The sequence below is a fragment of the Bordetella avium genome (assembly GCF_034424645.1).
In the GTDB taxonomy this organism is placed as follows: Bacteria; Pseudomonadota; Gammaproteobacteria; order Burkholderiales; family Burkholderiaceae_B; genus Bordetella; species Bordetella avium.
In genome coordinates, this window is the sequence record NZ_CP139969.1 from 3,697,377 (window position 1) to 3,721,798 (window position 24,422).

At 57.1% G+C, this 24,422-nt stretch carries 17 protein-coding genes; 5 read left to right on the forward strand and 12 right to left on the reverse strand.

What is annotated here, in order from left to right:
• Window positions 1-68 precede the first annotated feature (68 nt).
• The 4 genes from U0029_RS17150 to U0029_RS17165 form a co-directional block, all read right to left on the reverse strand.
• Window positions 69-866, reverse strand: coding sequence for a ParA family protein (locus tag U0029_RS17150; protein WP_012415714.1), 798 nt, complete (start codon window positions 864-866; stop codon window positions 69-71).
• A complete protein-coding gene (rsmG, locus tag U0029_RS17155) occupies window positions 863-1,537 on the reverse strand; it encodes a 16S rRNA (guanine(527)-N(7))-methyltransferase RsmG (protein ID WP_012415713.1) in 675 nt (224 codons plus the stop codon). Before rsmG ends, U0029_RS17150 begins: the two co-directional genes overlap by 4 nt.
• Window positions 1,534-3,447 carry a tRNA uridine-5-carboxymethylaminomethyl(34) synthesis enzyme MnmG gene (mnmG, locus tag U0029_RS17160; protein WP_114851557.1) on the reverse strand — a complete coding sequence of 638 codons (1,914 nt, stop codon included), beginning with the start codon at window positions 3,445-3,447 and terminating at the stop codon, window positions 1,534-1,536. Before mnmG ends, rsmG begins: the two co-directional genes overlap by 4 nt.
• Window positions 3,448-4,708: 1,261 nt before the next feature.
• On the reverse strand, window positions 4,709-4,915 hold the full coding sequence (locus tag U0029_RS17165) for a cold-shock protein (protein WP_012419060.1): 207 nt from the start codon (window positions 4,913-4,915) through the stop codon (window positions 4,709-4,711).
• Window positions 4,916-5,321: 406 nt separating this feature from the next.
• Here U0029_RS17165 and U0029_RS17170 point away from each other — a divergent pair, with 406 nt between their 5' ends.
• Together U0029_RS17170 and U0029_RS17175 are read left to right on the forward strand one after the other, a co-directional pair.
• A complete protein-coding gene (locus U0029_RS17170) occupies window positions 5,322-6,488 on the forward strand; it encodes a pyridoxal phosphate-dependent aminotransferase (protein WP_012419059.1) in 1,167 nt (388 codons plus the stop codon).
• Between the two features lie 2,291 nt (window positions 6,489-8,779).
• On the forward strand, window positions 8,780-9,172 hold the full coding sequence (locus U0029_RS17175) for a hypothetical protein (protein WP_119529923.1): 393 nt from the start codon (window positions 8,780-8,782) through the stop codon (window positions 9,170-9,172).
• A gap of 165 nt (window positions 9,173-9,337) precedes the next feature.
• Here the strand turns inward: U0029_RS17175 and U0029_RS17180 are convergent, their stop codons facing one another.
• Both U0029_RS17180 and U0029_RS17185 read right to left on the reverse strand, forming a co-directional pair.
• Window positions 9,338-9,589 (reverse strand): hypothetical protein, encoded by a 252-nt coding sequence (locus U0029_RS17180; protein ID WP_119653230.1) that lies wholly within the window; start codon window positions 9,587-9,589, stop codon window positions 9,338-9,340.
• Window positions 9,590-9,686: 97 nt separating this feature from the next.
• On the reverse strand, window positions 9,687-11,981 hold the full coding sequence (locus U0029_RS17185) for an NADP-dependent malic enzyme (RefSeq protein WP_115600726.1): 2,295 nt from the start codon (window positions 11,979-11,981) through the stop codon (window positions 9,687-9,689).
• Window positions 11,982-12,142: 161 nt separating this feature from the next.
• On the opposite strand from U0029_RS17185, the gene U0029_RS17190 reads away from it, so the two are divergent.
• A complete protein-coding gene (locus tag U0029_RS17190) occupies window positions 12,143-13,099 on the forward strand; it encodes a LysR substrate-binding domain-containing protein (RefSeq protein WP_114852137.1) in 957 nt (318 codons plus the stop codon).
• 13 nt (window positions 13,100-13,112) lie between these two features.
• Here U0029_RS17190 and U0029_RS17195 read toward each other — a convergent pair whose 3' ends face one another.
• Together U0029_RS17195 and mnmE are read right to left on the reverse strand one after the other, a co-directional pair.
• The gene (locus U0029_RS17195; protein ID WP_114852136.1) at window positions 13,113-15,206 is read right to left on the reverse strand and encodes a prolyl oligopeptidase family serine peptidase; all 2,094 of its coding nucleotides are present in this window, start codon (window positions 15,204-15,206) and stop codon (window positions 13,113-13,115) included.
• Window positions 15,207-15,489: 283 nt separating this feature from the next.
• Window positions 15,490-16,842 carry a tRNA uridine-5-carboxymethylaminomethyl(34) synthesis GTPase MnmE gene (mnmE, locus tag U0029_RS17200; protein WP_012419055.1) on the reverse strand — a complete coding sequence of 451 codons (1,353 nt, stop codon included), beginning with the start codon at window positions 16,840-16,842 and terminating at the stop codon, window positions 15,490-15,492.
• Window positions 16,843-17,006: 164 nt separating this feature from the next.
• Between mnmE and U0029_RS17205 the strand changes: the two genes are divergently transcribed.
• Both U0029_RS17205 and katG read left to right on the forward strand, forming a co-directional pair.
• Window positions 17,007-18,206 (forward strand): M20 aminoacylase family protein, encoded by a 1,200-nt coding sequence (locus U0029_RS17205; protein ID WP_114852135.1) that lies wholly within the window; start codon window positions 17,007-17,009, stop codon window positions 18,204-18,206.
• Window positions 18,207-18,935: 729 nt separating this feature from the next.
• Window positions 18,936-21,182 carry a catalase/peroxidase HPI gene (katG, locus tag U0029_RS17210; RefSeq protein WP_039051346.1) on the forward strand — a complete coding sequence of 749 codons (2,247 nt, stop codon included), beginning with the start codon at window positions 18,936-18,938 and terminating at the stop codon, window positions 21,180-21,182.
• Window positions 21,183-21,281: 99 nt separating this feature from the next.
• Here the strand turns inward: katG and yidC are convergent, their stop codons facing one another.
• From yidC to rpmH, 4 genes are all read right to left on the reverse strand, one after another.
• Window positions 21,282-22,961 (reverse strand): membrane protein insertase YidC, encoded by a 1,680-nt coding sequence (gene yidC, locus U0029_RS17215; RefSeq protein ID WP_012419052.1) that lies wholly within the window; start codon window positions 22,959-22,961, stop codon window positions 21,282-21,284.
• 48 nt (window positions 22,962-23,009) lie between these two features.
• Window positions 23,010-23,294, reverse strand: coding sequence for a membrane protein insertion efficiency factor YidD (gene yidD / locus U0029_RS17220; protein ID WP_012419051.1), 285 nt, complete (start codon window positions 23,292-23,294; stop codon window positions 23,010-23,012).
• Complete coding sequence (locus U0029_RS17225; RefSeq protein WP_012419050.1) at window positions 23,291-23,653, reverse strand: ribonuclease P protein component; 363 nt, start codon at window positions 23,651-23,653, stop codon at window positions 23,291-23,293. Before U0029_RS17225 ends, yidD begins: the two co-directional genes overlap by 4 nt.
• A gap of 120 nt (window positions 23,654-23,773) precedes the next feature.
• Window positions 23,774-23,908 (reverse strand): 50S ribosomal protein L34, encoded by a 135-nt coding sequence (gene rpmH, locus U0029_RS17230; protein WP_012419049.1) that lies wholly within the window; start codon window positions 23,906-23,908, stop codon window positions 23,774-23,776.
• Window positions 23,909-24,422 lie beyond the last annotated feature (514 nt).

Here is a 24,422-nt window from a genome sequence, read left to right on the forward strand (position 1 = left end):
CCTTATAGTCCTCTTTCTTCAGCGCATCAGGCGCTGCTCTTTATTCATGCGAAGGGCGAAGCCCTCCCTTATTGCATTTCCTTAACGCGCTCGATCATCTCGGCGCCAAAAGAAATGTAGGCCTGGGCTCCACGTGAAGCGCGGTCGTAGACCACGCCGGGCATGCCATAACTGGGTGCTTCCGCAAGCCGTACATTGCGCGGCACAACCGTTTTGAACACCTTGTCGCCAAAGTGTGCCTCAAGCTGAGCCGAGACCTGCTGTTGCAACGTCATGCGGGGATCGAACATAACGCGCAACAAACCGATGACGCGCAGATCATTGTTGATATTCCGATGAACGCGCTTGATGGTGTTGACCAGGTCAGACAGACCTTCAAGCGCAAAGTATTCGCACTGCATCGGAATGATGACGCCGTCTGCTGCGGCCAGACCATTAAGCGTCAGCAGCGACAAGGTCGGTGGACAGTCAATCAGCACGAAATCGTATTGGTCCGCCACGGTCTCGATGGCGAGTTTGAGCTGTTGTTCGCGCTCTTCCATTTGGACCAGATCGATCTCGGCGCCCGACAATTCACGATTGGCCGGGAGAACGTCATAGCCACCCGATTCGGAACGCACGCGCGCGGTCTCAATGGTAGCCTCGCCGATCAATACCTGATAAAGGTTCGACTCCAGGCTGTTCTTGTCGATGCCGCTACCCATTGTCGCGTTGCCCTGAGGGTCGAGATCGACCAGCAACACACGCTGTTGATGGGTCGCCAGCCCCGCCGCGAGGTTAATGGCCGTCGTGGTTTTGCCGACGCCTCCCTTTTGGTTGGCGATACAAAATACACGGGCGGACTTGGTGGGCGGAATATTGTTCATAGAGTTCCTTGACTGCGGCGCATCCAGATCAGGCAACGCTCGGCATCGAGTTCAGGCACCTGCAGGGGTTCAATGCGTTCGACTTGCCAGGCGGCCGGCAGTCCTTCAATTTCTTCGGCGGGGACCTTGCCCTTCATGGCGACGAGCGTACCACCAGGTCGAACGTGGCGGCCGGCCAAATTGGCGAAATCGTGCAAGGATGCAAATGCACGTGAGATCACCACATCACAGTCCGCAGGTGCTACGCGCTCGATACGGGCATGCATGGCATGAAGATTAGGCAACATCAGCGTGCCAGCCATCTGTTGAACGAAAGCAGTTTTTTTTTCGACGGCGTCAACGCAGGTGATGTCCCACTCGGGTTGCACGATGGCGAGCACCACACCCGGCAGTCCGCCACCGGAGCCGACGTCATAGACCTTAGCCGGTTGCCCTGCCTGCAAAGCGCGCACCAAAGGCTGCACCACGGACAAGCTATCGAACAAATGCTGGATCAGCATCTGTTCTGGGTCACGGATGGCCGTGAGGTTATACGTGCGATTCCAGCGTTGCATCTGCGCCATATAGCGCAGAAGCTTTTCCTGTTGTTCGGCACCAGCCGCCAATCCCAGGGACTGGCATGCCTGTTCAAGCCGCTGCGCAGCGGCAATATCTTCGGGCATTGTGCTCATATTGCCCGCTTACCGTAATGCAGGCGTTTCAGATGGATAAGTAACAAGGAGACGGCCGCTGGTGTGACACCCGAAATACGGGCGGCCTGGCCCACGGTCTCGGGACGGTGAGTCTTAAGCTTTTGCCTGACCTCAAAGGACAGGCTGCTGACAGCGTCGTAATCAATATCGGCGGGTATGGCTTGCTGCTCATGAACCACATGCTTTTGCACTTCGTCGCGCTGACGTTCGATATAGCCGGCATACTTGATCTGAATCTCGACCTGTTCGGCCAAGACATCATCTCCCAAAAGCCCAGGACCTGCCAGCAGTTCTCCAGCACCATTGCGAGCCTGCATCAGCGCTTCATAACTGATATTCGGGCGCTTGAGCAGATCTGCCAAAGCGTATTCACGCTCGATGGCTTTGCCCAACAGCACCTGCGCCGGCTCCTCAGGAAGCAGACGTGGATTGACCCAGGTAGATTGCAAACGCTGCACCTCGGCTTGAATCGCATCTCGCTTACGGTTGAAAGCATCCCACCGGATATCATCCACGAGGCCCAATTCACGACCGATTTCTGTCAAACGCAAGTCGGCATTATCCTCGCGCAGACTTAATCGGTACTCTGCGCGAGAAGTGAACATACGATAAGGCTCGGTAACCCCTCGGGTAACCAGATCATCCACCAGCACCCCCAGATAGGCCTCATCGCGCCGCGGCACCCAGGCCTCGCGATCGCTTGCATAACGGGCGGCATTGATCCCTGCCAGCAAACCTTGGGCGGCTGCCTCTTCATAGCCGGTCGTACCATTGATCTGGCCAGCGAAAAACAGACCTGAAATGGCCTTGGTTTCCAGACTGCTTTTCAATCCACGTGGATCAAAGTAGTCATATTCGATCGCATAACCTGGCCGCAGAATGTGAGCGTGCTCCAGACCCGGCAGAGAATGGATCAACTCGTACTGCACATCAAAAGGCAAGCTGGTGGATACGCCGTTGGGATAGACCTCATGCGTATCCAGACCTTCGGGCTCAAGAAATATCTGGTGTGACGGCTTGTCGGCAAAGCGATGAATCTTGTCTTCGATAGAAGGACAGTAACGCGGGCCGATCCCTTCAATGACCCCGCTATACATGGGAGAACGATCTAAGCCGCCTCGAATGATGTCGTGTGTGCGCTCATTGGTATGGGTGATCCAACACGGCAATTGCCGGGGGTGTAGCGCCGCCGAGCCCATAAAGGAAAACACGGGTATAGGGTCCAGATCTCCGGGCTGCTCTTCCAAGACTGAATAGTTGATGGTTCGACCATCAATGCGGGGCGGCGTACCTGTTTTCAAACGCCCCTGAGGAAGCTTGAGCTCCTTCAACCGTTGGCCGAGTGAATTTGCGGGCGGGTCCCCTGCCCTGCCCCCGGAATAGTGTTGAAGACCCACGTGAATCAGGCCATTCAGAAATGTGCCGGCGGTCAACACAACAGCACGGCCACGAAACTTCAGGCCAATCTGGGTGACCGCACCAACAACCTTGTCTCCCTCGACGATCAGATCTTCGACCGACTGTTGGAACAGCCACAGGTTTTCCTGGTTTTCCAGGCGATGACGAATAGCCTTGCGGTACAAAACCCGGTCGGCCTGCGCACGCGTGGCCCGTACAGCCGGACCTTTCGAACTGTTCAGAATCCGAAATTGGATACCTGCCTCATCGGTAGCGATGGCCATCGCACCGCCCAGCGCATCAACCTCTTTGACAAGATGGCCCTTGCCTATTCCCCCTATCGAAGGATTGCAGGACATCTGGCCTAGGGTCTCGATGTTGTGCGTCAACAGCAAGGTCTTCGCACCTGATCGGGCGGCAGCCAGCGCAGCTTCAGTACCGGCATGGCCGCCACCGACGACGATGACGTCAAATTCGTGGGGGTAATTCATGGTGTGGGAGCAAGTGAGTGCTTTCTTGAGCCATTATAGATGGGCCCCTAGTGATGTTTCACGTGAAACATCATTAAGCGTGGAATTTCCCGCGTTCTCAAACAGAAATCTGAGCATATTTGAGACTACTGTATGGATACTCAGTCTCAGGGCATGTTCCACGTGGAACATGACACCCAATCCAGAAAACCTGTGAGTGTTTCACGTGAAACATCATATCTGCCTGAACCCAGATTGCCTCAAGCAGCGCGGTTGAAATGCTGGACAACGATTTGATCCGAACAGGCCCATCAGCGCTCTGTGGCCTACCGCCATGATTATCAAAATCTATAAATAAGATAGGCCGAATTTAGTACGGTGCACAAAGCTGTTGATAACTCATCCAACAAAAACCAGGCTATAGAGACATTCGAATCGCGCCACTTTGCCAAGAAATTGTCTTTAAGCAAACATGCGGCTCAGCGTGAAATGCTGCCTCACAGTAAAGTTATCCACAGAGATAAACACATTCGGCTTGGTGGCGGGTTCCTACCGTTATCAGCGTCTGAAGGTAGGCATTCGGCCCCTGAGCTTTTGCCTTCGCGAATCAGCGGCGAAAAGTCACTCTAGGAGTAATCCCCAAAACTATCCACAAGCAGGCGGTGTATTGGACTTTATAAACAGGCCGGTGCCCGAAAGACCGTACACATTGAATATGGGGATATCTTTGTGAAGAACAAGCCTGTAGCGGCAGTGGAAAACTCAGTGCTTCCTCAACTCGCTTTCTGTACGACGCGCAGGCAAGTCAACTGCCCATGTCTGGCTGAACTCTGTAATTCCGTGAAAAATCACAGTTTTTTTTCTATCCTTCAGACTCAGACCAAGCTAAGCCTTAACGGAGGAAGCCAAGCAGCCTGGGTAAAACAATGTGGAAATCGTGCGCTGAATTTTGTGTAAAACTCGGCCGGCCCCCGCCAGTATGACGAGGGAAAACACACTCCCCGAGCTCCAAGCCGGATTTTTATCCACAAAGTTATCCAGAGGCACTTTGCTTGGGAAACCGCGAGCGACGTCCAGGAAGATTCGTCCAATAAACACGAAAACTCAAAGAGGCTCGGGATAGAAATCCACAAAATAATGTTAGTACATACTAACAATTTACGAATAATTCTGAGCCGCAATGTGCGCTGCCGGGCCCAGAAACGACAACGCCCCAGACTTTAGGTCTTGGGGCGTTGAGCCAGGATGCAGACCTGGCCTAGCGGGATTGGGATTTCCCGATTTAAAGCGGGCGAATTTCGGCCGCTTGAGGCCCTTTCGGACCATCCTTGACATCAAATTCGACTTCCTGGCCTTCGTTAAGGCTGCGGTAGCCTCGGCCTTGAATCGCGGAGAAGTGCGCGAATACATCAGTACCGCCACTGTCCGGCGTAATGAAGCCGTAACCCTTATCGGCGTTGAACCACTTAACTTTGCCCTTTTGAGCCATTTTTATAGCGTCCTGGAAAAAAAAAACGAGTTGCAAATGAATCAAGGACGCTGACACCAACTTGCCAAGCAAGGAGCTCGTTGCAAGTTTCGTCTGCCGCTTGCCGCCAAAAGCGGTACCAGGGCTTGCGCAATGCTTGAATTCACTGCAAGGCCAGCATACTCATCCGCACTTGCGCAGACCTATAGTTGTTTACCCGTATGTAGCATTTTTTCACTGGGATCCGAGGCAAACCCCTCTGCGACCATCACGAATTGGCGTTCAAACAAGCCGAGAGTGTCCAGGACGACTCCCCATCGACAGGCAGGCCCGCCCTGCCATCAGGCGCACATGCCCGCGGATGTCTGAAAGTTTTGGGATACTACGTGTCGTCACCCATTTACCCTCGCCTCCCCTATTCAAAGCCATGATCCGCTCCAAGCTGCCCGATGTCGGGACCACTATTTTCACCGTGATGAGCCGTCTGGCGATCGATCATCAAGCCATCAACCTTGGCCAGGGCTTTCCAGACTTTGATCCCGATCCACGCCTGCGGGAACTGGTCGCCGAAGCCATGGCTGCCGGACATAACCAATATCCGTATATGCCGGGCGTAGCCCCGCTACGCGCCGCGATCGCGGACAAGGTAGCCGCGCTGTATGGTCATCGTTATGACCCGGAAACCGAAATCACAGTCACCAGCGGCGCAACCGAAGCCTTGATGGCAACCGTGCTGGCCGCCGTTAATAGCGGCGATGAAGTCGTCGTGATCGAGCCATGTTATGACTCTTATCTGCCGGCCATCCGCCTGGCAGGTGGCACGGCGGTCCCTGTGCCAATGCGCGCGCCGACGCGGGATGATCCGCACTATCGGGTGGATTGGCAGCGCGTACGCGATGCCATCACGCCGCGCTCGCGTCTATTGATGTTGAATTTCCCGCACAATCCCACCGGCGCCATCCTTGATGACAGTGATCTGGATGCGTTGGAAGCCATCGTGCGTGATACAGGCATTCTGCTGCTAGCCGATGAAGTCTATGAACACATCGTATTCGACGGCAAACCGCACGCCAGCATATCGCGCCGTCCGCTGCTGGCCGAACATGCATTTGTGATCTCGTCGTTCGGCAAGACATATCACGCAACCGGCTGGAAAATTGGCTATTGCTGCGCCCCTCGACAACTCAGTGCCGAGCTGCGCAAGGTGCATCAGTTCATGGTGTTCACGGTGTCTTCACCGATGCAATTCGCTCTGGCGGCCTATATGGCAGATCCCAAGCCTTATCTTGACCTGCCGGCCTTTTATCAAAGCAAGCGTGACCATCTGGCGCAAGGTTTGGCGCAAACCCGCTTCCGCCCGCTGCCTAGCCCCGGCACCTTCTTTCTGCTGGCTGATTACAGCGATATCTCGCATCAGCCCGAAGCCGAGTTCGCCCGCAATCTGACCATCGATCATGGTGTGACGGTGATCCCAGTATCAGCGTTCTACCATGACCCCAACGCAGCCGAGTCAAACCACCGTATTGTGCGTTTCTGCTTCGCTAAAAAAGATGCAACACTCGATGCCGCCATTGAACGCCTGGCCAAGGTCTAGTACATAGTTTAGGTTTAAACAGTGTGTATCTATGGATATGCACTGTTCGCTGATCTCTCATGTCGAACCGGACTTCGAACTGAACGATAGGCCGACATGAGACAGCGCGCTGTGGCGAGCCTGCATCAAAAACGGCACATTAAACGGGTCTTGCATTGCATCAAGAAAAGACGGGATACATCGCAAGCTGCGATATTTTTCTGGCTTTTTTTCCATCAGCATTCATCGCGCAGAATTCCTATTTATCTGCTCGAGAATTGCCAAAAACCCTGCCCTCATACGGTTGCTTTGATGGCATCGTGCGGCTGCATTGCATACCCTGTGGATACAGGACGTTTTATCGGTCATGAATAGCCGAAAGGCGGTAAAAAAACACTCGCTCTTGCCTTCGATCAGGAAACCTGCGGGCAATAGATCGCTATATCAAGATGACCCGCCTGTTCAGGCCAGATCCCCTTGCTTTACATCAATGCGCAGCCCGACATCAAGGCCAACATCTGCCGTGACTCGCTCGCTACAACAGAACACCTCAGCCTTCATGGGGCTTTACGTAGCGTCATCCAAAACATCTTTCGTGAAACGGACCTGACAGCGCACAAGTCACGCCGCCTTCCTGGTTATACGCGAGAGTCACGACAGATAGCTCATGCCAGTGGCGCAACAGCCTCCTTCTCCGCGCCATGCGGTGAACGTCGCCATATCACTGCTTGGTGAAAATAGTTGTTTAAGCAACTATTTTCAAAAGACGCAAAAAAGAATGCAAAACCGGCTTGGTGATTGTCAGTCCGCAAAGTCGCTGCCCAATGACGACGGAAACCTGCTTATGGCTCCGGGAAAGCGATCAGGCAAAGACAAGTTCGACGTTGGGTACAAATCATCGGGAAACGCAAAAATGTCAGCGGCAGGCAGATTCCGCCGTTTTTCCCCTGCAGGAAGTCTTCCCCTTCATTCAGCGGCGTGACAGGCTTTGCCTAGCAAGAGCGGTGAATTCACGTGGGATATCCATCGTCTTCAAACACATCGCCTTGCCTCGGCCTGATCTTCGAGGCATGCAGAACACAGCAACTTTCGACAAGAGATGTAAAACCGCAGGGGGAAATCGCACAGACCGCTCCACCCTGGGCTTAAAACGCCCGCTACGGCGTTTGAATGGACAGGTTAAGGGGTGGAGCACTCATCAGGTCAAAAATGCGCTGGAAGGGCTGAAATGCCTTTTCCATCCCATAGCAAGAGTCATGCCCATTCGCTTTTGGGCGGGTTCTCGGCGATCTCTATGCCCTGAAAACCCTCAAAACACGCGATACGGCTCTCAAAACCCTGATGTGCCCCTTCGGGCAGGCTATCTTCCTTTCAGGCCGCTAGCGGCCGTTTAAAGGCTTCCAGGCGGGTTTCCCGCGTGGCGATAGCCTGGATAGATGCGGTTCACGTCGAGCCCGACCTTGGCGTAGCGACCGCAGAGAGGTCCAAACCGCTATCCGGGAAGAGAGTCTATCCCGGGTCTTGGCGCGCAAGTCCTTGATTGGGATCGGCTCTGTCGTCAACCAGGGTGTCTCAACACGTTTTAAACGCCTTCTGCGGCGCTAACAGCCGGGCGGTCACCAGGGGAGCGGGTACACAGCGCAAATGGCTACAAAGGCCAATACAAGCGTTTCTGCCGGGGTGTTCAGGTTTGGAGATCCGGGGGACGTCTGCTCGGATGTACGGTGTTTTCCCGACTCATCGCAGCAGGCCCCTGTTTGCTCGCCTCCTTGCCCATCGTTGCCTGTAGCGGGCAGAGAAAAACCCGGCCGGCAATGAACACTACGCTGCTACCCCGGTTTACCCGGTTCGGGTAGCTCGTTCTCGGTAATAGCCTAAGTAGACCGAGTCGTCATTGGCCATTTTCGGAAAAAATTCGACCGATACGGCCCACTACGGGTAATCCACCGCCAACAGTGGATAAGTCGTGGTTCGCAAAATTTCCCGATTCGCTACGCATGCTAGCCATCGCAGTATCCGCCTATTTCTGCCCTCAGCACCACGTTTTAGATCTTGGTCTGAGTTCGCATCGCCGCGCGAAGCGCGCATTTTTTTCTTACTACGAGTTTTCAACAGGCGTTTTCGCGAGAGTGCGCTGATCACGCCAGTTCGGGTTCTTTCTGTGGTTGTGTTCGAGAAGAAGCTAGTCAGCTGACAAGCTGTTTTTCAAGCCGTGCGGGACGCACGGCGGCGTTTCCTGGGGATAAGTGCTAGGCAGCTTCAGCCCCTCGAAATTGCGCTTCGGAACATCAAAAAAGTTAAGCAGGAAAGCCGTGGACAGTGACGTCCGCGGTTTTTTGGCATGGAGATGTCATATCCCCCAAGGGAATGACTCCGAAAAAAAAGTTCGTAAAGGTCTTGAGCGGGCGAATTTTTTTCTGATCCGCACAAAGCCTGAAGTTTTCCTCTCGCCTGTCGATGCGATGCAAGGGTTTGAATTCATCGACCGTCAAGAACGGTCAACAGTCAGACATGGCGACCGCTGCCTGCTTGAGCGTTCGGATATTTGGCCGCAGGGCGCCCTGGTTTTGCCTGACTTCATTTTCTTCAAAAGGACTACGTATCGCAGGAACCCCGCGGGGGATGGTGGCGCTGAGAAAAGACGCTTTGGCTTTTCCTTTTTTTTCTTTATAAAAAGACTAATGATTAATAAGGCCTGTGGATAACTACCTTAACCTTGAAAACCCTATTTTTTTCAAATACTTAAAGCACTTTTTGGCTGTGTAAGAACTCTGTTTGGCAAGAAAGCCCAAGTTGAACAAGTTTTTGGGGTAAGGCGAAAACACCTGCTTGTTCAACTTTGGTTCACAGAATGTGCACAACAACGCGCCTTAGGAGTTATCCACAGCCCCTGAGCGTCCTTCCACCCCGAATTCGGGGTGTTTCAGCCCTGAAAACGCCGCCATGTAGAGGATGAAAATTCGGTATTTCAGGCGGCAAAATCCGGCCATCAGGGCGCTTTCTCCCGCCGAGGGGCGGCCGCGTGCGCCTGACAAAAGAAGGTGCTTGCTGACGGTCAGCTGCGCAAAATTTGATGTGGAAAAGAAAGCGCGCCGAACTTTCTTCTGCAGCGCTAGTGGCAAAAAAAGCTGCTGCGCGTTCTGAAAACCCTGACCTGCGCCAGCGATTCAGGCCAAAAAAAAACGCCCTTGCGGGCGGTTTGAGGAAGGCGTTGAAGGCTTAGTCGCGTCGATTGGCTTCGATGACCGTCAGCGCTGTCATGTTGATGATGCGGCGTACGGTCGAGCTGGACGTCAGGATATTGACGGGAGCGTTGGCGCCCAGCAGGAAAGGACCGACGGCCACATTACCGCCTGCGGCCGTCTTGAGCAGGTTGTAGGCGATATTGCCAGAGTCCACGTTGGGGCAGACCAGCAGATTGGCAGAGCCGCGCAACGTTGATGAGGGCAGTATGCGCAGGCGCAGGGCCTCATCCAGCGCGCAATCTCCGTGCATTTCTCCGTCGATCTCTAATTCGGGTGCTTGTTCGCGGATCAGTTCCAGCGCAGCGCGCATTTTGCCGCCGGAGGTGGAACTGCCCGAACCGAAATTAGAGCGCGACAGCAACGCCACTTTCGGCGCCAGATTCAGGCGCTTCATTTCTTCGGCGGCTGCCAGCGTGAACTCGGAGATCTGTTGCGCCGTGGGGTCTTCGTTGACGTGGGTGTCTACCAATGCGACGGTACGTTGATCCAACAAAAGGATGTTCATTGCGGCGTAGGTGTTGGCGCCGGGTTTTTTGCCCAGCACTTCATCCACGAATCGCAAATGGTCGTGATAGGCCCCTACTGCGCCGCAAATCATGCCATCCGCATCGCCCAGGCGCACCATCATGGCGCCGATCAGCGTCATGCGGCGGCGCATCTCCACACGCGCCATTTCCTTGGTGATGCCACGACGGTTCATCAGCTCCCAGTAGGTCGTCCAGTATTGATGGAAGCGTTCGTCGTATTCCGGATTAGTGACCTCGACGTCCTGACCCAGGCGCAGGCGCAGGCCGAATTTCTCGATGCGGGAAAGCAGCACGGCCGGACGGCCGACCAGAATCGGTTTGGCGAGTTTTTCGTCCACGATGACTTGCACGGCACGCAGCACGCGTTCATCTTCGCCTTCCGTGAACACGATGCGCGCGCGGCCCTGGTCACGCACGACCTGTTTGGCGATGGCGAACAGGGGTTTCATGAAAGCGCCGGAGTGGTAGACGAATTGCTGCAACTGCTCGACGTAGGCGTCCAGATCGGCAATCGGGCGGGTGGCCACGCCTTCGGCCATCGCCGCGCGGGCCACGGCCGGCGCGATGCGCACGATCAGGCGCGGATCAAAGGGCTTGGGAATCAGGTAATTCGGACCGAAAGACAGATCGTAACTGCCATAGGCGGCTGCCACGACTTCATTGGCCTCTTCTTCAGCGAGGCCAGCGATGGCGTAAACCGCGGCTTTTTCCATCTCACGCGTGATCGTGGTGGCGCCGACGTCCAGCGCGCCGCGGAAGATGTAGGGGAAACACAGGACGTTGTTGACCTGGTTGGGATAGTCCGAACGGCCCGTGGCCATGACGATATCGTCACGCACGCTATTTGCGACTTCGGGCAGGATTTCCGGCGTGGGATTGGCCAGGGCCAGAATCAGGGGGCGCGGCGCCATCGCGGCGACCATTTCGGGTTTGAGCACGCCGCCGGCCGACAGGCCCAGGAACACATCCGCGTCAGCGATGACATCAGCCAGCTTGCGGGCGTCGGTTTTTTGCGCAAAACGGGCCTTGTCCGGGTCCATCAGCGCGACACGGCCTTCGTAAACCACACCCTCGATATCGGTCACCCAGATGTTTTCCAGCGGCAGGCCCAGGTCCACCATCAGGTCCAGGCAGGCCAGCGCGGCCGCGCCGGCGCCCGAGGTCACGACCTTGACCTGCTTGATGTCCTTGCCCACGACCTTCAGGCCGTTGATGAAGGCGGCGCTGACGGTAATGGCGGTGCCATGCTGATCGTCATGGAAGACGGGAATCTTCATGCGCTCGCGCAGCTTGCGCTCGACCGTGAAGCACTCGGGCGCCTTGATGTCTTCGAGGTTGATGCCGCCGAAGGTGGGCTCCAGGCCGGCGATGATCTCGACCAGCTTGTCAGGGTCGGTCTCGTTGATTTCGATATCGAACACGTCCAGGCCGGCGAACTTCTTGAACAGCACGGCCTTGCCCTCCATCACGGGCTTGGAGGCCAACGCGCCGATATTGCCCAGACCCAGCACAGCCGTGCCGTTGGAGATCACACCCACCAGATTGCCGCGTCCGGTATAGCGAAAGGCGTTGGCGGGATCGTCGACGATTTCTTCACAGGCCGCCGCCACGCCGGGCGAATAGGCCAGCGCCAGATCGCGTTGCGTCACCAGGGGTTTGGATGCCGTGACGGCGATTTTTCCGGGGGTCGGAAACTCGTGGTAGTCCAGTGCTGCCTGACGGTCATTGGGATTCTGGGGCATGGCTTGTCTCGCTTACTTGAAGTGTGCTGCAGCGGGTGCTCAGCATGTGATCAAGTCTAGCGATCATCCATAAGGCAGAAATTTGAGATTTTTATATATACATAAGATAAGTCTTATTATTAGGACATGGCATTCCATTATCTGAAAAAGGCTGTGCTGTGATGAACCGTGCGGCCGATATCCTGCACCGTCTGGCGACCCGTTTGAAGATGCGGCATCTGCGTTTATTGCTGATGATCCGCCAGCACGGATCGCTTACGCGGGTCGCGCAACATATGGCGACGAGTCAACCCGCCGTCACCAGCGCACTGGCCGAAATCGAAGCCATGTTCGGCGCCCCGCTGTTCACCCGCTCGATACGCGGCATGGTGCCGACCCCGCTGGGTGAGATTGCGCTTGCGCGCGCACAGGCCATGTTGCAGGACCTTGATCATCTTGCCCGCGATATGGAGGCGGCTGCCAACGGTCATGCGGGGCATATCAAGGTGGGCGTGATTCCCTTTGTGTCGGGCCAGTTGATCTCGGCCGCCATTGCACGGACCTTGCCAGGCGGGCGGCGGGTCACTGTCACGGTGCATGAAGGCACCAGCGATCATCTTCTTGGACAATTGCAGGAACATGCGCTGGATGCGGTGATTGCACGGGCGGCTGCGCCGGCGATGCGCGACAAACTGCAATTCGAGGTGTTGTACCGCCAGCGTCCGCGCTTGATTGCCAGTCGGCGCCTGGCGGCCCGGTTGACGCAAAGCAAGCTAGGTTGGAATGATCTGTCTGATCTGGACTGGATACTTGGTACGGCCCACACCCCTATGCGCGAACAGGTGGCCGCCTTGTTTCTCAGCGTGGGATTGCCGCCTCCTATGCCTGTGGTCGAAACCAACTCATCCAAACTGATTGGTGAAATGGTGGCCGCCAGCGAGCGTGCCGTGTCGGCGCTGCCGGCCGATATTGCGGATGAGCTGGTGCGTATTGCCGGTGTCGCCGTCGTGCCTTTTACTTTTGAATGGAAGTTGCCGCCCATTGCCTTGTTTACGCGCAGCGATGCCCAGGCGCGGGAAGTCGATGGCTTATTCGCGCAGGCGCTGCGTGACGTCTGCGCGCAAATGCACGGAAGATAGTCCCACTGCCGTATCAGGCCGCTGGTTCTTCAGTCAGCGCACGCCATAGAAAGCTGGCTTCTATGGCTTCGGCATAGGCGATGGCGCGCGCATCGACACCCGCGCCATGCCCGCCGTCGCGGCGCTCCAGATAACAGACGTTCTCGTGACCCAGCGCTTGCATTTTTGCGGCCATTTTTCTGGCATGTCCGGGATGCACGCGATCATCGCTGGACGACGTCGTGAACAACACGTCGGGGTAAGCCACGTCTGCCTGAACTTGATGATAGGGAGAGTATGCCAGCAGCCATTTCAGAGCCTGTGCGTCGTCCGGATTACCGTATTCTTCGACCCAGGTCGCGCCTTGCAGAAGCTTGTGAAAACGTGCCATATCCAGTACCGGCACACTGCAAAGCACGGCACCAAACAGTTCGGGTTTTTGTACCATGCAGGCCGCAACCAGTAGTCCGCCGTTGCTGGCGCCGCTGATACCCAGTTGTTCGGGGCGTGTGACACCCGTTGCGACCAGGGTTTCTGCTACCGCAATGAAATCATCGAAAGCGATCTGGCGGTTTTCACGTAATGCTGCCTGATGCCAGGCTGGACCGAATTCGCCGCCGCCCCGAATGCAGGCAATGGCGTAAAGCCCGCCGCGCTCCAGCCAGCTTATACCTGTGGTTGCGATATAGGCGGGTTCATCGAGCGACTCTTCGAAACCACCATAGCCATATAACAGGCAGGGTTGTGGGGTATCTGATATCCGTCCGATCAACCAGTACGGGATGCGCGTTCCGTCGGGGGCGTTGGCATGGCGTAACTGCGCACTCATGCCACGGGTATCGAACTGCGGAGCTTGGCGCGCCAGCAATCGCCAATCATCTTTGCCGCCCCCGTTGCGGCTAAGGTCGGCGTAATACAGCGCAGTGGGTTCGAGAAAGTGATCGACATGGATCAGAACGGTATCGTCGCGCATACCATCGACCGCCTCCATCGCCACGGCGCTTTCAGGGGGGATGGCGATCTCTTGCGATGTCCAGCTTGCCTCGCGCGAGGCAGGTGGCTGAAGGCGTCGCAGTTTGGTCACGCACTCTTCGCGTTCTGTCAGGATGAGGTAATGCAGCGTGAAATCCAGATCGGCCAGAACCCGTCGCGTGGCAGGCATGAACAGCACGTCAGGCCTAGCCAGGCCCGCCAGAAAATCATCGCGCCGCACCGCCAGAAGACTACCGGCGGCATAGTTTTCCGCATCCGTCCGCCAGTCTGAACGCAGCGTGATAAATAGCCAGTCTTGCCATTCGTTCAGGTCGGCATCGCCCGGCACGGCATAGCGTCGCCATTGTGAGGCCGCCTCATCAAACCATAACCAGTCGGTACGCCACATGCTGAGATAACGCGTGGCCAGATGCCGTTGCTGTTCATGGTCGAACCAGGCATGAGCCACGATGTCGGTGCTGGCGCATTCCAGCACGACCGGAGCGGAAAGCAAAGACGTGCCGCGTCGCCAGCGGCGCAACTGGCGAGGGTGTCCCGCATCGGTCAGTGCGGCCTCGTCGTTTTCGGCACTGTCATCCCATGCCACATATACCGTATCGCGGTCTATCCAAGCCATGCTATGCTGGCCGGGTTCGGGCAGTGCGAAACCGGCATCCACAAAACAACGCGAGACCATGTCGAACTCATGGATGATGCAGGCATCAGACCCATCTGGAGAAAGACTGACGAGTGCTCTTTCTTCGTCCGGATAGCGCAGATCAAAGTCAGCCAGCGCCCAGCGCGTGCCGTCTGCGCTTTCCTGATTCATTGGTAGGGCATCGACATCGAGCACAGTGTCCCACTGAGCTTTGCCATCGAGCCAATCTTGCCAGGGCGTACGCCGCACCAGCCCCAAAGGGTGTTCGGCATCGGTCCAGGTGTTGTAGGCCCAGTCGCCATGCCGCGAGCAGCTGACAATGCGATCAGGAGAGTCGTAGCTCTCTACCAAACGCTGTGTCAGCGTGGCGATAGCCGGATCTTGGCCGAGCTTGTCGAGTGTCCTTGCGTTCTGCGCCGACACCCATTGTTCGGCCTTGGCGCTTTTCAGCGATTCCAGAAAGAGAAACTGATCTTTTGCTAGGTGCGTAGCGTTCAACTTGCACAGTCCTGTTGCGGTTGCGGGGATGCGCCAGCAGAGTCTTGCTGATGGCAGTGTCAGACCCAGGGTTTGATAGCAGGTATCGAACTGGTTTTTTTCCTAGAAAAATAGTTGATCAAACAACTATTTTTTTCGGATGAGATCTGTGAGATAAAATTTTTCCCGTCGTGAAAATACCGTTGAAGATCTTTTCCAATGGCTTTTATCGCTTTATCCGCTCTGGGGAAATCGGATTGAAATGGCGTTTGTTTCTGATCAAATCCAGATTGCGGTTGCAAGATCACTTTCCGATGCAGAAACTGGAGAAAATCTCGCCTAGCAAATCGTCGCTGGTGAACTTTCCGGTGATGCTCGATAGGCTTTCGTGCGACAGGCGAAGTTCTTCCGCAAAGAGATCGAGCACACGGTCATCATGGCTAGCATGTTCCGCAGCAATGTCGAGATGGTCTCGGGCTGCCTGCAGTGCATGCAAGTGGCGTTCGCGGGCCAGCCACGGAGATTCGGCACCGGGATTCCAGCCGGCCATTTGCAGCAGTCTGGCGCGCAGTTCCTCCAGCCCCAGGCCCTGTTTCGCCGAGATGCCGATGCTGTTTTCAGCGAGTTGAGCGGTGCTGGTCAACAGATCGATTTTGTTGAAGACAGCCAGTACTGGCGTGCGTGCGGGCAGGCGTGCGGTGATGTCGACATCGAGGATGTCGCCGGGGGCGGTGGCGTCTTGCAGGTGCAAAATGAGGTCGGCGCGCTCGATTTCTTTCCAGGTGCGTGCGATGCCTATGCTTTCAACGGTGTCTTCTGTTTCGCGCAGGCCTGCGGTATCGACGATATGCAGCGGCACGCCGTCGATGAAGATCTCTTGCACGACTTTGTCTCGCGTAGTGCCGGCGATGGGGGTGACGATCGCGATGTCATCACCCGCCAGGGCATTGAGCAGGCTGCTTTTTCCGACGTTGGGTTGACCGGCCAATACAACATGCAGACCTTCACGCAGAATAATGCCCTGGCGGGCCTGAGCGATCAGGGTGTCGAGGTCCTGGCGCAGGCCGTCCAGGGTGGGTCTGGCCTGATATTTTTCGAGGAAGTCGATTTCTTCTTCAGGGAAGTCGAGTGTGGCTTCCACCAGCATACGCAGATGCACAATGCGGCCTGAGAGGTCATTGATGCGTTGCGAGAACTCACCGGATAGCGAGGCCATTGCGCCGCGTGCGGCAGCTTCGGATGAGGCCTCGATCAAATCGGCGACAGCTTCGGCCTGGGCAAGGTCCATACGATCGTTCAGAAAGGCCCGGCGGGTGAATTCACCGGGTTCGGCCAGGCGCATACCGAGACTGCGGCCGGCTTCCAGACAGCGCGCCAGTAGTCGCTTGAGCACAGCGGGTCCGCCGTGGCCCTGTAACTCGAGCACGTCTTCGCCGGTATACGAATGCGGGCCTTGGAAGTAGATGGCGATACCTTCGTCTATACGTTCGCCATCCTCCGCGAGAAAAGGCAGGTAATGAGCATGACGCGGTGTCAGATCGCGGCCCAGTAGCGCGCGGATATAGGCATCCAGGCGCGGACCGGAAACGCGCACGACGCCGATGCCTCCGCGTCCAGGGGCGGTGGCGATGGCAGCGATGGGAAGGGCGTGGCTCATGAGGAGAAAAAACAGCAAAAAAAGGCTAATGAGGGACTATAACTGCTGCACGAACGAGGGCCGTGGATAGCTTGTTGCTGGCCTGAGCCGGCCTCGGCCTACTCTGGATGATGCCGGATGGGCGGTGTGCTAAAAGAGGGCTGTTTCTTATCTTTGCCCCGACGATGAAAACCATAGATGAAATTCAGCGCGCGCACGGCGAATTGACTGCCTTGCGCCGTGATATCCATGCACACCCTGAATTGGCGTTTCAGGAAACCCGCACCTCAAATCTGGTCGCAGAACGGCTGCGCGCCCTGGGCCTGGAAGTCCATACCGGCCTGGGGAGAACCGGTGTGGTGGGCGTGTTGCGTGCTGGCAGCGGTAAAAAGTCGATTGGTTTACGGGCGGATATGGATGCGTTGCCCATGCCCGAGGAAAATCGTTTCGCGCACAGATCCACGATCGCCGGGCGCATGCACGGCTGCGGTCATGATGGCCATACGGCCATTTTGTTGGGCGCCGCACAGTATCTTGCGGCGCATCCGGATTTTGACGGCGCCGTAAACTTTATTTTTCAGCCGGCCGAGGAAGGCGGTAATGTGGGTGCCCGGGCCATGATGCAGGACGGGCTGTTCGAGCGTTTCCCCTGCGATGCGATTTTCGGCTTGCACAATATGCCGGGCATGCCGGTCAACCAGTTCGGTTTCCGTGCCGGGCCCATGATGGCCTCGAGCAATCGCTGGGATATCGTCATCAAGGGGCTGGGTGGTCATGCGGCGCAGCCGCATGGCGCTGTTGATCCCATCGTGATTGCCGCAGAAATGGTGCAGTCTTTGCAGACGGTGATTTCCCGGGGGCGAGATCCGCTCGATCCGGCGGTGTTGTCCATTACCCAAATTCATGCCGGGGATGCTTACAACGTCATTCCGGGCGAAGCCGTGCTGCGCGGTACGGTGCGAACCTATACGCTGGATGCGCTCGACAAGATCGAGGCGGATATGCGCCGCATTGCCACGACGCTGCCCCAGGTTTATGGCGGCACAGGGGAACTGCATTTTGTGCGCGCCTACCCTCCCCTGGTTAATTGGAAACAGGAAACGGCTTTCGCACTCAAGGTAGCCGAGGAGACTTTCGGTAAGGAGCACGTCAATCCCTCGGTGATGCAGTCTATGGCGGCCGAAGATTTCTCCTTTTTTCTGGAAAAAGTGCCGGGTTGCTATCTGTTCCTGGGTAATGGCGACGGCGATCATCGCCAGCAGCCGTATCACGGCATGGGCCCCTGCCAGCTGCATAACCCCAACTATGACTTCAATGATGCCTTGCTACCGGTAGGCGCCAGCTATTGGGTCAAGTTGGTTCAGGCTTTTTTGCCAAAAAACTAAGACCGATGATGATTTTTAAACGCCTCAGTGTGGGGCGTTTAAGAGAGCAAAGCCCGTTTTTTTCCCCCGTTTTTCCCGGTTTCTGCACAGGCTATACATAACTTATCCACCGGCTGCGCACATTTTTCGCACATGCTTATTCCCAAGGTTATCAACAGGGCTCTGCGCAGGGAAAGACGGGACGTGGCCAGTCGGATAACCACAAGCTGTGGATAAACAAATGCGCAGATAAGAGGCGGCTGGTCATATGAGCACAGGGATTGAACAAAGGCGGATTATTTCGTTTGCGCGTGGAGAGGGGCTTTTCATAATCAGCCCATGAGCCCTTATCCTGGGCTGCTCTCAGGAATCCCGATGCGATCCCGTTTCACTGATTGTCTTGTCGGTGCTGCGCTGGCCTTGTTCATTGCCTTGTTGGCATTGACCGCGCCCACGCCAGCGTCCGCTGCGACGCTGACGCTTCAGGCAGCTTGATACGGCGCAGTCCTGAGCGCCATCGATCTTTCTTTCGGTCTTTATCATAGGGTTGGCCTATTACGCACATTACAGTAATTATGTTTTTTGTGTGCCTCTCTTCACGTATAGTTGATAAACCGGCTGGGCTGTCAGCATGTTTGATGCTGTGCTTTCCGACGTAACGGAGATGCCTTGATGTGCAGTCCGGTGCCATCGTGGACGCAGAGTTGGCGTAACGCGCGTGGCAGGTTCAATTTCCCTAGGAGAGAGAGCATGTCGAATGAGGCAAAGTGTCCTTTTAACCATACTGCTGGCAGTGGTACGACGAATCAGGATTGGTGGCCAAAACGTCTGCGTCTGGAGTTGCTGAGCCAGCATTCCGCCAAGACCAATCCCCTGGATCCTGATTTCGACTACGCGAAGGCGTTCAATAGTCTTGATCTGGCTGCGGTGAAGCAAGATCTCGCCAAATTGATGACGGATTCGCAGGATTGGTGGCCTGCCGACTTCGGCCACTATGGTCCCTTATTCATTCGCATGGCCTGGCACAGCGCGGGCACGTATCGCGTGGGCGATGGCCGCGGCGGCGCTGGACGCGGGCAGCAACGCTTTGCTCCCCTTAACAGTTGGCCGGACAACGTCAGCCTGGACAAGGCCCGCCGCCTGCTGTGGCCAATCAAAAAAAAGTACGGCAACAAAATTTCTTGGGCGGACTTGTTCATCCTGACCGGCAATGTTGCGCTGGAAACGATGGGCTTCAAGACCTTTGGTTTCGGCGGGGGACGCGAAGACACCTGGGAACCCGATCAGGATGTGTATTGGGGTGACGAAAAGACCTGGTTGGGCGGTGATCTGCGCTATGGCAAGAATGAGGCGCAGCCAGTGGCCGACAAGGCCGGGCATGGCAAGGAACATGGCCGCACCGATGGCGGACGTAATCTGGAAAATCCCTTGGCCGCGGTGCAGATGGGGTTGATCTACGTCAATCCCGAAGGGCCGGACGGTAATCCTGATCCACAGGCTTCCGCGCACGATATTCGTGAAACCTTCGCCCGCATGGCCATGAACGATGAGGAAACCGTCGCCTTGATCGCGGGCGGCCACACTTTTGGCAAGACGCACGGTGCAGGCCCGGCGGATAACGTCGGCCCTGAACCTGAAGCCGCCGAGCTGGAGAACCAGGGTTTAGGCTGGAAGAACAGCTTTGGCACTGGCAAGGGCAGTGACACCATCACCAGCGGTCTCGAAGTGACCTGGACGTCTACGCCGACCAAGTGGAGCAATAACTTTTTCTGGAACCTGTTTGGCTACGAGTGGGAGCTGACCAAGAGCCCGGCAGGCGCGCATCAATGGATTCCCAAGCACGGCGCTGGCGCCGGCTCGGTGCCTGATGCTCACGACCCGTCCAAGCGTCATGTCCCGTCGATGCTGACTTCCGACATTGCGCTGCGCGTCGACCCGGCTTACGAAAAAATCGCCCGCCGCTTCTTCGAAAATCCGGATGAGTTCGCGGATGCCTTCGCACGTGCCTGGTTCAAGCTGACTCATCGCGATATGGGCCCGCGTGTGCGTTATCTCGGCCCCGAAGTGCCGGCTGAGGATTTGATCTGGCAGGACCCGATTCCGAAGGTCAACCATCCGCTGGTGGATGATCAGGACGTGGCGGCGCTCAAGCAAAAGGTGTTGGCCAGTGGTTTGTCGGTCTCCGAGCTGGTGTCGACGGCCTGGGCTTCGGCTTCGACTTTCCGTGGATCGGATAAACGGGGTGGCGCTAACGGTGCGCGTATCCGCTTGGCGCCCCAAAAAGACTGGGCCGTGAATCAGCCAGAACAATTGGCCAAGGTGCTCAAGGTGCTGGAAGGCATCCAGGCCGACTTCAATGGCAAACAATCGGGCGGCAAGAAGGTCTCGCTGGCTGATCTTATTGTGCTGGCCGGCTGTGCCGCGATTGAGCAGGCTGCCGGACAGGCGGGCCACAAGGTGACCGTGCCCTTCACTGCTGGCCGGATGGATGCCTCGCAGGAGCAGACTGATGTGGCATCGTTCGCACCCTTAGAGCCCGTGCACGACGGTTTCCGTAACTTCCTGAAGAGTCGCTATGATGTGCCGGCTGAACATCTCTTGATCGACCGTGCGCAATTGTTGACGCTGACCGCGCCGGAAATGACGGTATTGATCGGCGGTTTGCGCGTGCTGGATGTGCACACCGACAAGGAGAAACATGGGGTGTTTACCGACCGCCCGGGCGTGCTCACCAACGACTTTTTCCGCAATCTGATCGATATGGGCACGGAGTGGAAGCCGTCGTCGCCGGCGCGCGAAAGCTTCACGGGTCATGATCGCAAGACGGGCAAACAGAAGTGGACAGCCAGCCGTGTCGATCTGGTGTTTGGCTCCAATTCGCAATTGCGTGCCCTGTCGGAGGTCTATGCCAGCGATGATGCGCAAGACAAGTTCGTGCGCGACTTTATCGCCGCCTGGACCAAGGTGATGAACCTGGACCGCTTTGATCTGAAGTAAGTGGCCGTCATCGCCCTCGGTCAAATGCCGGGGGCGGTGTCGTGGCGCAGGCGAAAAAAATGCCGTGCATGAAGCACGGCATTTTTCTTGAGCGGGTGATTAGCCCCGTTTAGCTGTCTGACGCGTGATACTGCGCGTGATGCTCCATTGCTGGAGGATGGACAGCGTGTTGTTAACGCACCAGTACAGCACCAGGCCTGCCGGGAAGAAGAACATCATCCCGCCGAAAACCAAGGGCATCACCATCATCACCTTGGCCTGGACAGGGTCCGGAGGCGTGGGGTTGAGCTTGATCTGCAGGAACATGGTGGCCATCATCACTGCCGGCAGGATGAAGTACGGATCGCGCACCGACAGGTCATGAATCCAGAGAATCCAGGGGGCGCCGCGCATTTCAACGCTGGCCAGCAGCACCCAGTACAGGGCGATGAACACCGGAATCTGCACCACCATCGGCAAGCAGCCGCCCAGCGGATTGATCTTCTCGGTGCGATACATTTCCATCATGGCCTGGTTGAGCTTCTGGCGGTCATCGCCGTACTTCTCTTTCAGGGCCTGCAGACGGGGCGCGACCTGCTTCATGCGGGCCATCGAGCGGTAGCTGGCCGAGGCCAGGGGGTAGAACACCGCCTTGATGATCACGGTCAGCGCGACAATCGTCCATCCCCAGTTGCCCAGCAGGCTATGCAGCCAGGTCATCAGGGTGAACAGCGGCTTGGCAATGATGGTGAGCCAGCCATAGTCGACCACCAGTTCCAGGCCCGGGGCGACTGCCGCCATGGCCTGCTGGTCTTGTGGGCCCACCCAGAGCTGGGCGTCGGAGGACACCGTGGCGCCAGGCGCGACTTCACCCAGAGCTTCAATGGCGCGCGCGGCGAACAGATTGGGCTGCAATTGCAGCAGATCATTGGTGCGCGGCGTGCCTTCCTTGGGCACCCAGGCCGTGGCGAAGTAGTGCTGAACGATACCGATCCAGCCGTTGTCCGCCTGCTTGATATAACTGGCTTTGTTCTTGGCGATATCCGAGAAGGTGACCTTCTGGAATTTGTCTTGCTCGGAGTAGACCGCCACACCCGTGAAGGTGTGATAGAAGCTGGACGTGCCGGCCGGATCGTTGCCGTCGCGCTCGAGTTGCAGATAGACCGACGGATGTTGCGCTGCGGTGCCGACGTTGGTCACGTCGTGGCGCACATGGACGTCGTAGCTGCCGCGATCCAGCGTGAAGGTCTTGATGACGCGCAGACCGCCCGATTCCGCTTCGAAACGCACCACCAGCTTGTCGCCCGTGAGTTCACGCTCGTTTGTGGTGACTGCGAAAGGCGTCAGGTGGGTGGGGAAGTTCTGGCCAGCACCGATCACGCCAGTTTGCGCTGTGTAGGTCAGACCGGCCGAACGATCCAGCAGCACCATGGGCTGGTCGCTGCCGGCAGTCGCCGGATACTTGAGCAGTTCGGCGCGGATGATTTGGGCGCCGGTAGAGCTGAAGGTCAGGCGCAGAACGTCGGTCGTGATGACGACTTCCTGGGCTTGAGCCGGAGCGGGAGCCGTGCTGCCCGGCACCGAACTCGGTGCGCTGGTGGCCGCAGGGGCATTGGGTACGGCCGGCGTATTGGAAGCCGGATTAGTGGCTGCCTGATTATTGGCCGTGGCCGGTGCGTTTTGTTCGGGGGACGGCCCGCCAAACAGGGCCGGCTGGCCGTTATGGATCTGCCAGTTGTTCCACAGGAGCAACAGCGAGAAGGAAAAAATCATCCAGAGGACGGTTCGTCGGATATCCATGGTGCCTGAGGAAGAGTGAGCGGACCAGCAAAGCCCGCCAGTTTAACGTCAATCGAGTCCGGTACGGGAATGGTTGCCGCAGCAACCGCTGCCCTGGTTTTTCTGTTGCGGCCGAGCCGGGTCTGGCACGGGGTCCAGCCCGCCGGGCGACCAGGGATGGCAGCGGCCGATGCGCCGACTTGCCAGCCATAGACCGCGCAAAGCGCCGTGGCGTTCAATGGCCTCGATCGCGTAAGCCGAACAACTGGGCGTGAAGCGGCATTGGCGGCCGATCCAGGGGCTCAGGAAAAACCGGTAAAACCGGATGGGAGCGATGAGCAAGGTTTTGATCATCGCGCGATTCGTCCGAAGTGAGCATCCGCTTCGGTGCGGGCGGCGCGTTTCAGTGCAGTCAGGGACAACGGCCCCACCTTGCTATGCAGGCGGATGACGTAATCTTGTGCCGGCAGGGCCTGACGCCGGTGACGGAAGGCCTCGCGCAGCACCCGTTTGATGGCGTTGCGGGTGGTGGCCAACGCGGCATAGCGCTTGGCAATGACCAGACCCAGACGCGCACAGGCAGGTGCGGACGTTGCGGGGGCGGCGCTCACAATGAACAACGCCCCTCTGGCCAACCGCCGACCTTTCAGTGCGGCAGTGAACTCGGAGGGGCGATGCAAGCGCGCCTCCGCGGGAAGCGTGGCGCACGACATAGCTGACTGAATCGAAGAATCGACCGTTTGCCGGTTGGCAACAGGCTCAGGGTTGGGCGCGAAGCCGCACCCTGGGTCTTGTGGCGAACCGGGCAATGGGCGAGCTGCGATGCGTCTGGCTTAGACAGCCAGACGCTTGCGGCCCTTGGCGCGGCGAGCGTTCAGGATGGCGCGGCCGCCACGGGTCTTCATGCGCACGCGAAAGCCGTGGGTGCGCTTGCGGCGGGTGACGGAAGGTTGGTAGGTGCGTTTCATGGACGATCCACAAAAAGAACAAAGTCAGTAGGATGCTGCCTGGAGGATCCTGGTTGCGATGACCCGGGCGGGTATCCCGGCACCAGCACAAGGCTGGCCATGGGACGGGGCCCGAGGCTGGGAACGTAACACGGCGCCGCTGTCAAACCAAGGCGTTGATGCTTGAGTTGCCGGGTCTGGCATGGGTTTCGATGAGAAACCTCTCGGGCAAGCAACATAATGGATGGACAGATTTACGGCGCTTTGCGCGAAAGGCATTGCCAGATGAATGATCCGGCAGCCATTGCGTGTGACGCTTGCGGCTGTAAGCCCCTGAGATACAGGAGATTTTCGCCGCTTCCCGTGCAGTTCCAACGGAACCTTCCGACAGGCAGAATTCGGAAAAGCCCACCATTTCAGCAAGTTTTCCCAATCTTGTCAATCAGTTAGGCGGGTGCCTGGAGGCTGGCTGATGTCCGGGCTGTGGATAACTTCTGCCCAAAAGCGGTAGAATCGAGGTTTGAACAAGAGCGAC

What these genes read in the sequence shown, in the direction of transcription:
- U0029_RS17190 (WP_114852137.1), top strand. Translation starts at nt 12,143, where the DNA reads ATGAACCGTGCGGCCGATATCCTGCACCGTCTGGCGACCCGTTTGAAG.
- yidD (WP_012419051.1), bottom strand. Translation starts at nt 23,294, where the DNA reads ATGATCAAAACCTTGCTCATCGCTCCCATCCGGTTTTACCGGTTTTTC.
- U0029_RS17185 (WP_115600726.1), bottom strand. Translation starts at nt 11,981, where the DNA reads ATGCCCCAGAATCCCAATGACCGTCAGGCAGCACTGGACTACCACGAG.
- mnmE (WP_012419055.1), bottom strand. Translation starts at nt 16,842, where the DNA reads ATGAGCCACGCCCTTCCCATCGCTGCCATCGCCACCGCCCCTGGACGC.
- katG (WP_039051346.1), top strand. Translation starts at nt 18,936, where the DNA reads ATGTCGAATGAGGCAAAGTGTCCTTTTAACCATACTGCTGGCAGTGGT.
- U0029_RS17170 (WP_012419059.1), top strand. Translation starts at nt 5,322, where the DNA reads ATGATCCGCTCCAAGCTGCCCGATGTCGGGACCACTATTTTCACCGTG.
- U0029_RS17150 (WP_012415714.1), bottom strand. Translation starts at nt 866, where the DNA reads ATGAACAATATTCCGCCCACCAAGTCCGCCCGTGTATTTTGTATCGCC.
- yidC (WP_012419052.1), bottom strand. Translation starts at nt 22,961, where the DNA reads ATGGATATCCGACGAACCGTCCTCTGGATGATTTTTTCCTTCTCGCTG.
- U0029_RS17165 (WP_012419060.1), bottom strand. Translation starts at nt 4,915, where the DNA reads ATGGCTCAAAAGGGCAAAGTTAAGTGGTTCAACGCCGATAAGGGTTAC.
- rpmH (WP_012419049.1), bottom strand. Translation starts at nt 23,908, where the DNA reads ATGAAACGCACCTACCAACCTTCCGTCACCCGCCGCAAGCGCACCCAC.
- rsmG (WP_012415713.1), bottom strand. Translation starts at nt 1,537, where the DNA reads ATGAGCACAATGCCCGAAGATATTGCCGCTGCGCAGCGGCTTGAACAG.
- U0029_RS17205 (WP_114852135.1), top strand. Translation starts at nt 17,007, where the DNA reads ATGAAAACCATAGATGAAATTCAGCGCGCGCACGGCGAATTGACTGCC.
- U0029_RS17225 (WP_012419050.1), bottom strand. Translation starts at nt 23,653, where the DNA reads ATGTCGTGCGCCACGCTTCCCGCGGAGGCGCGCTTGCATCGCCCCTCC.
- mnmG (WP_114851557.1), bottom strand. Translation starts at nt 3,447, where the DNA reads ATGAATTACCCCCACGAATTTGACGTCATCGTCGTCGGTGGCGGCCAT.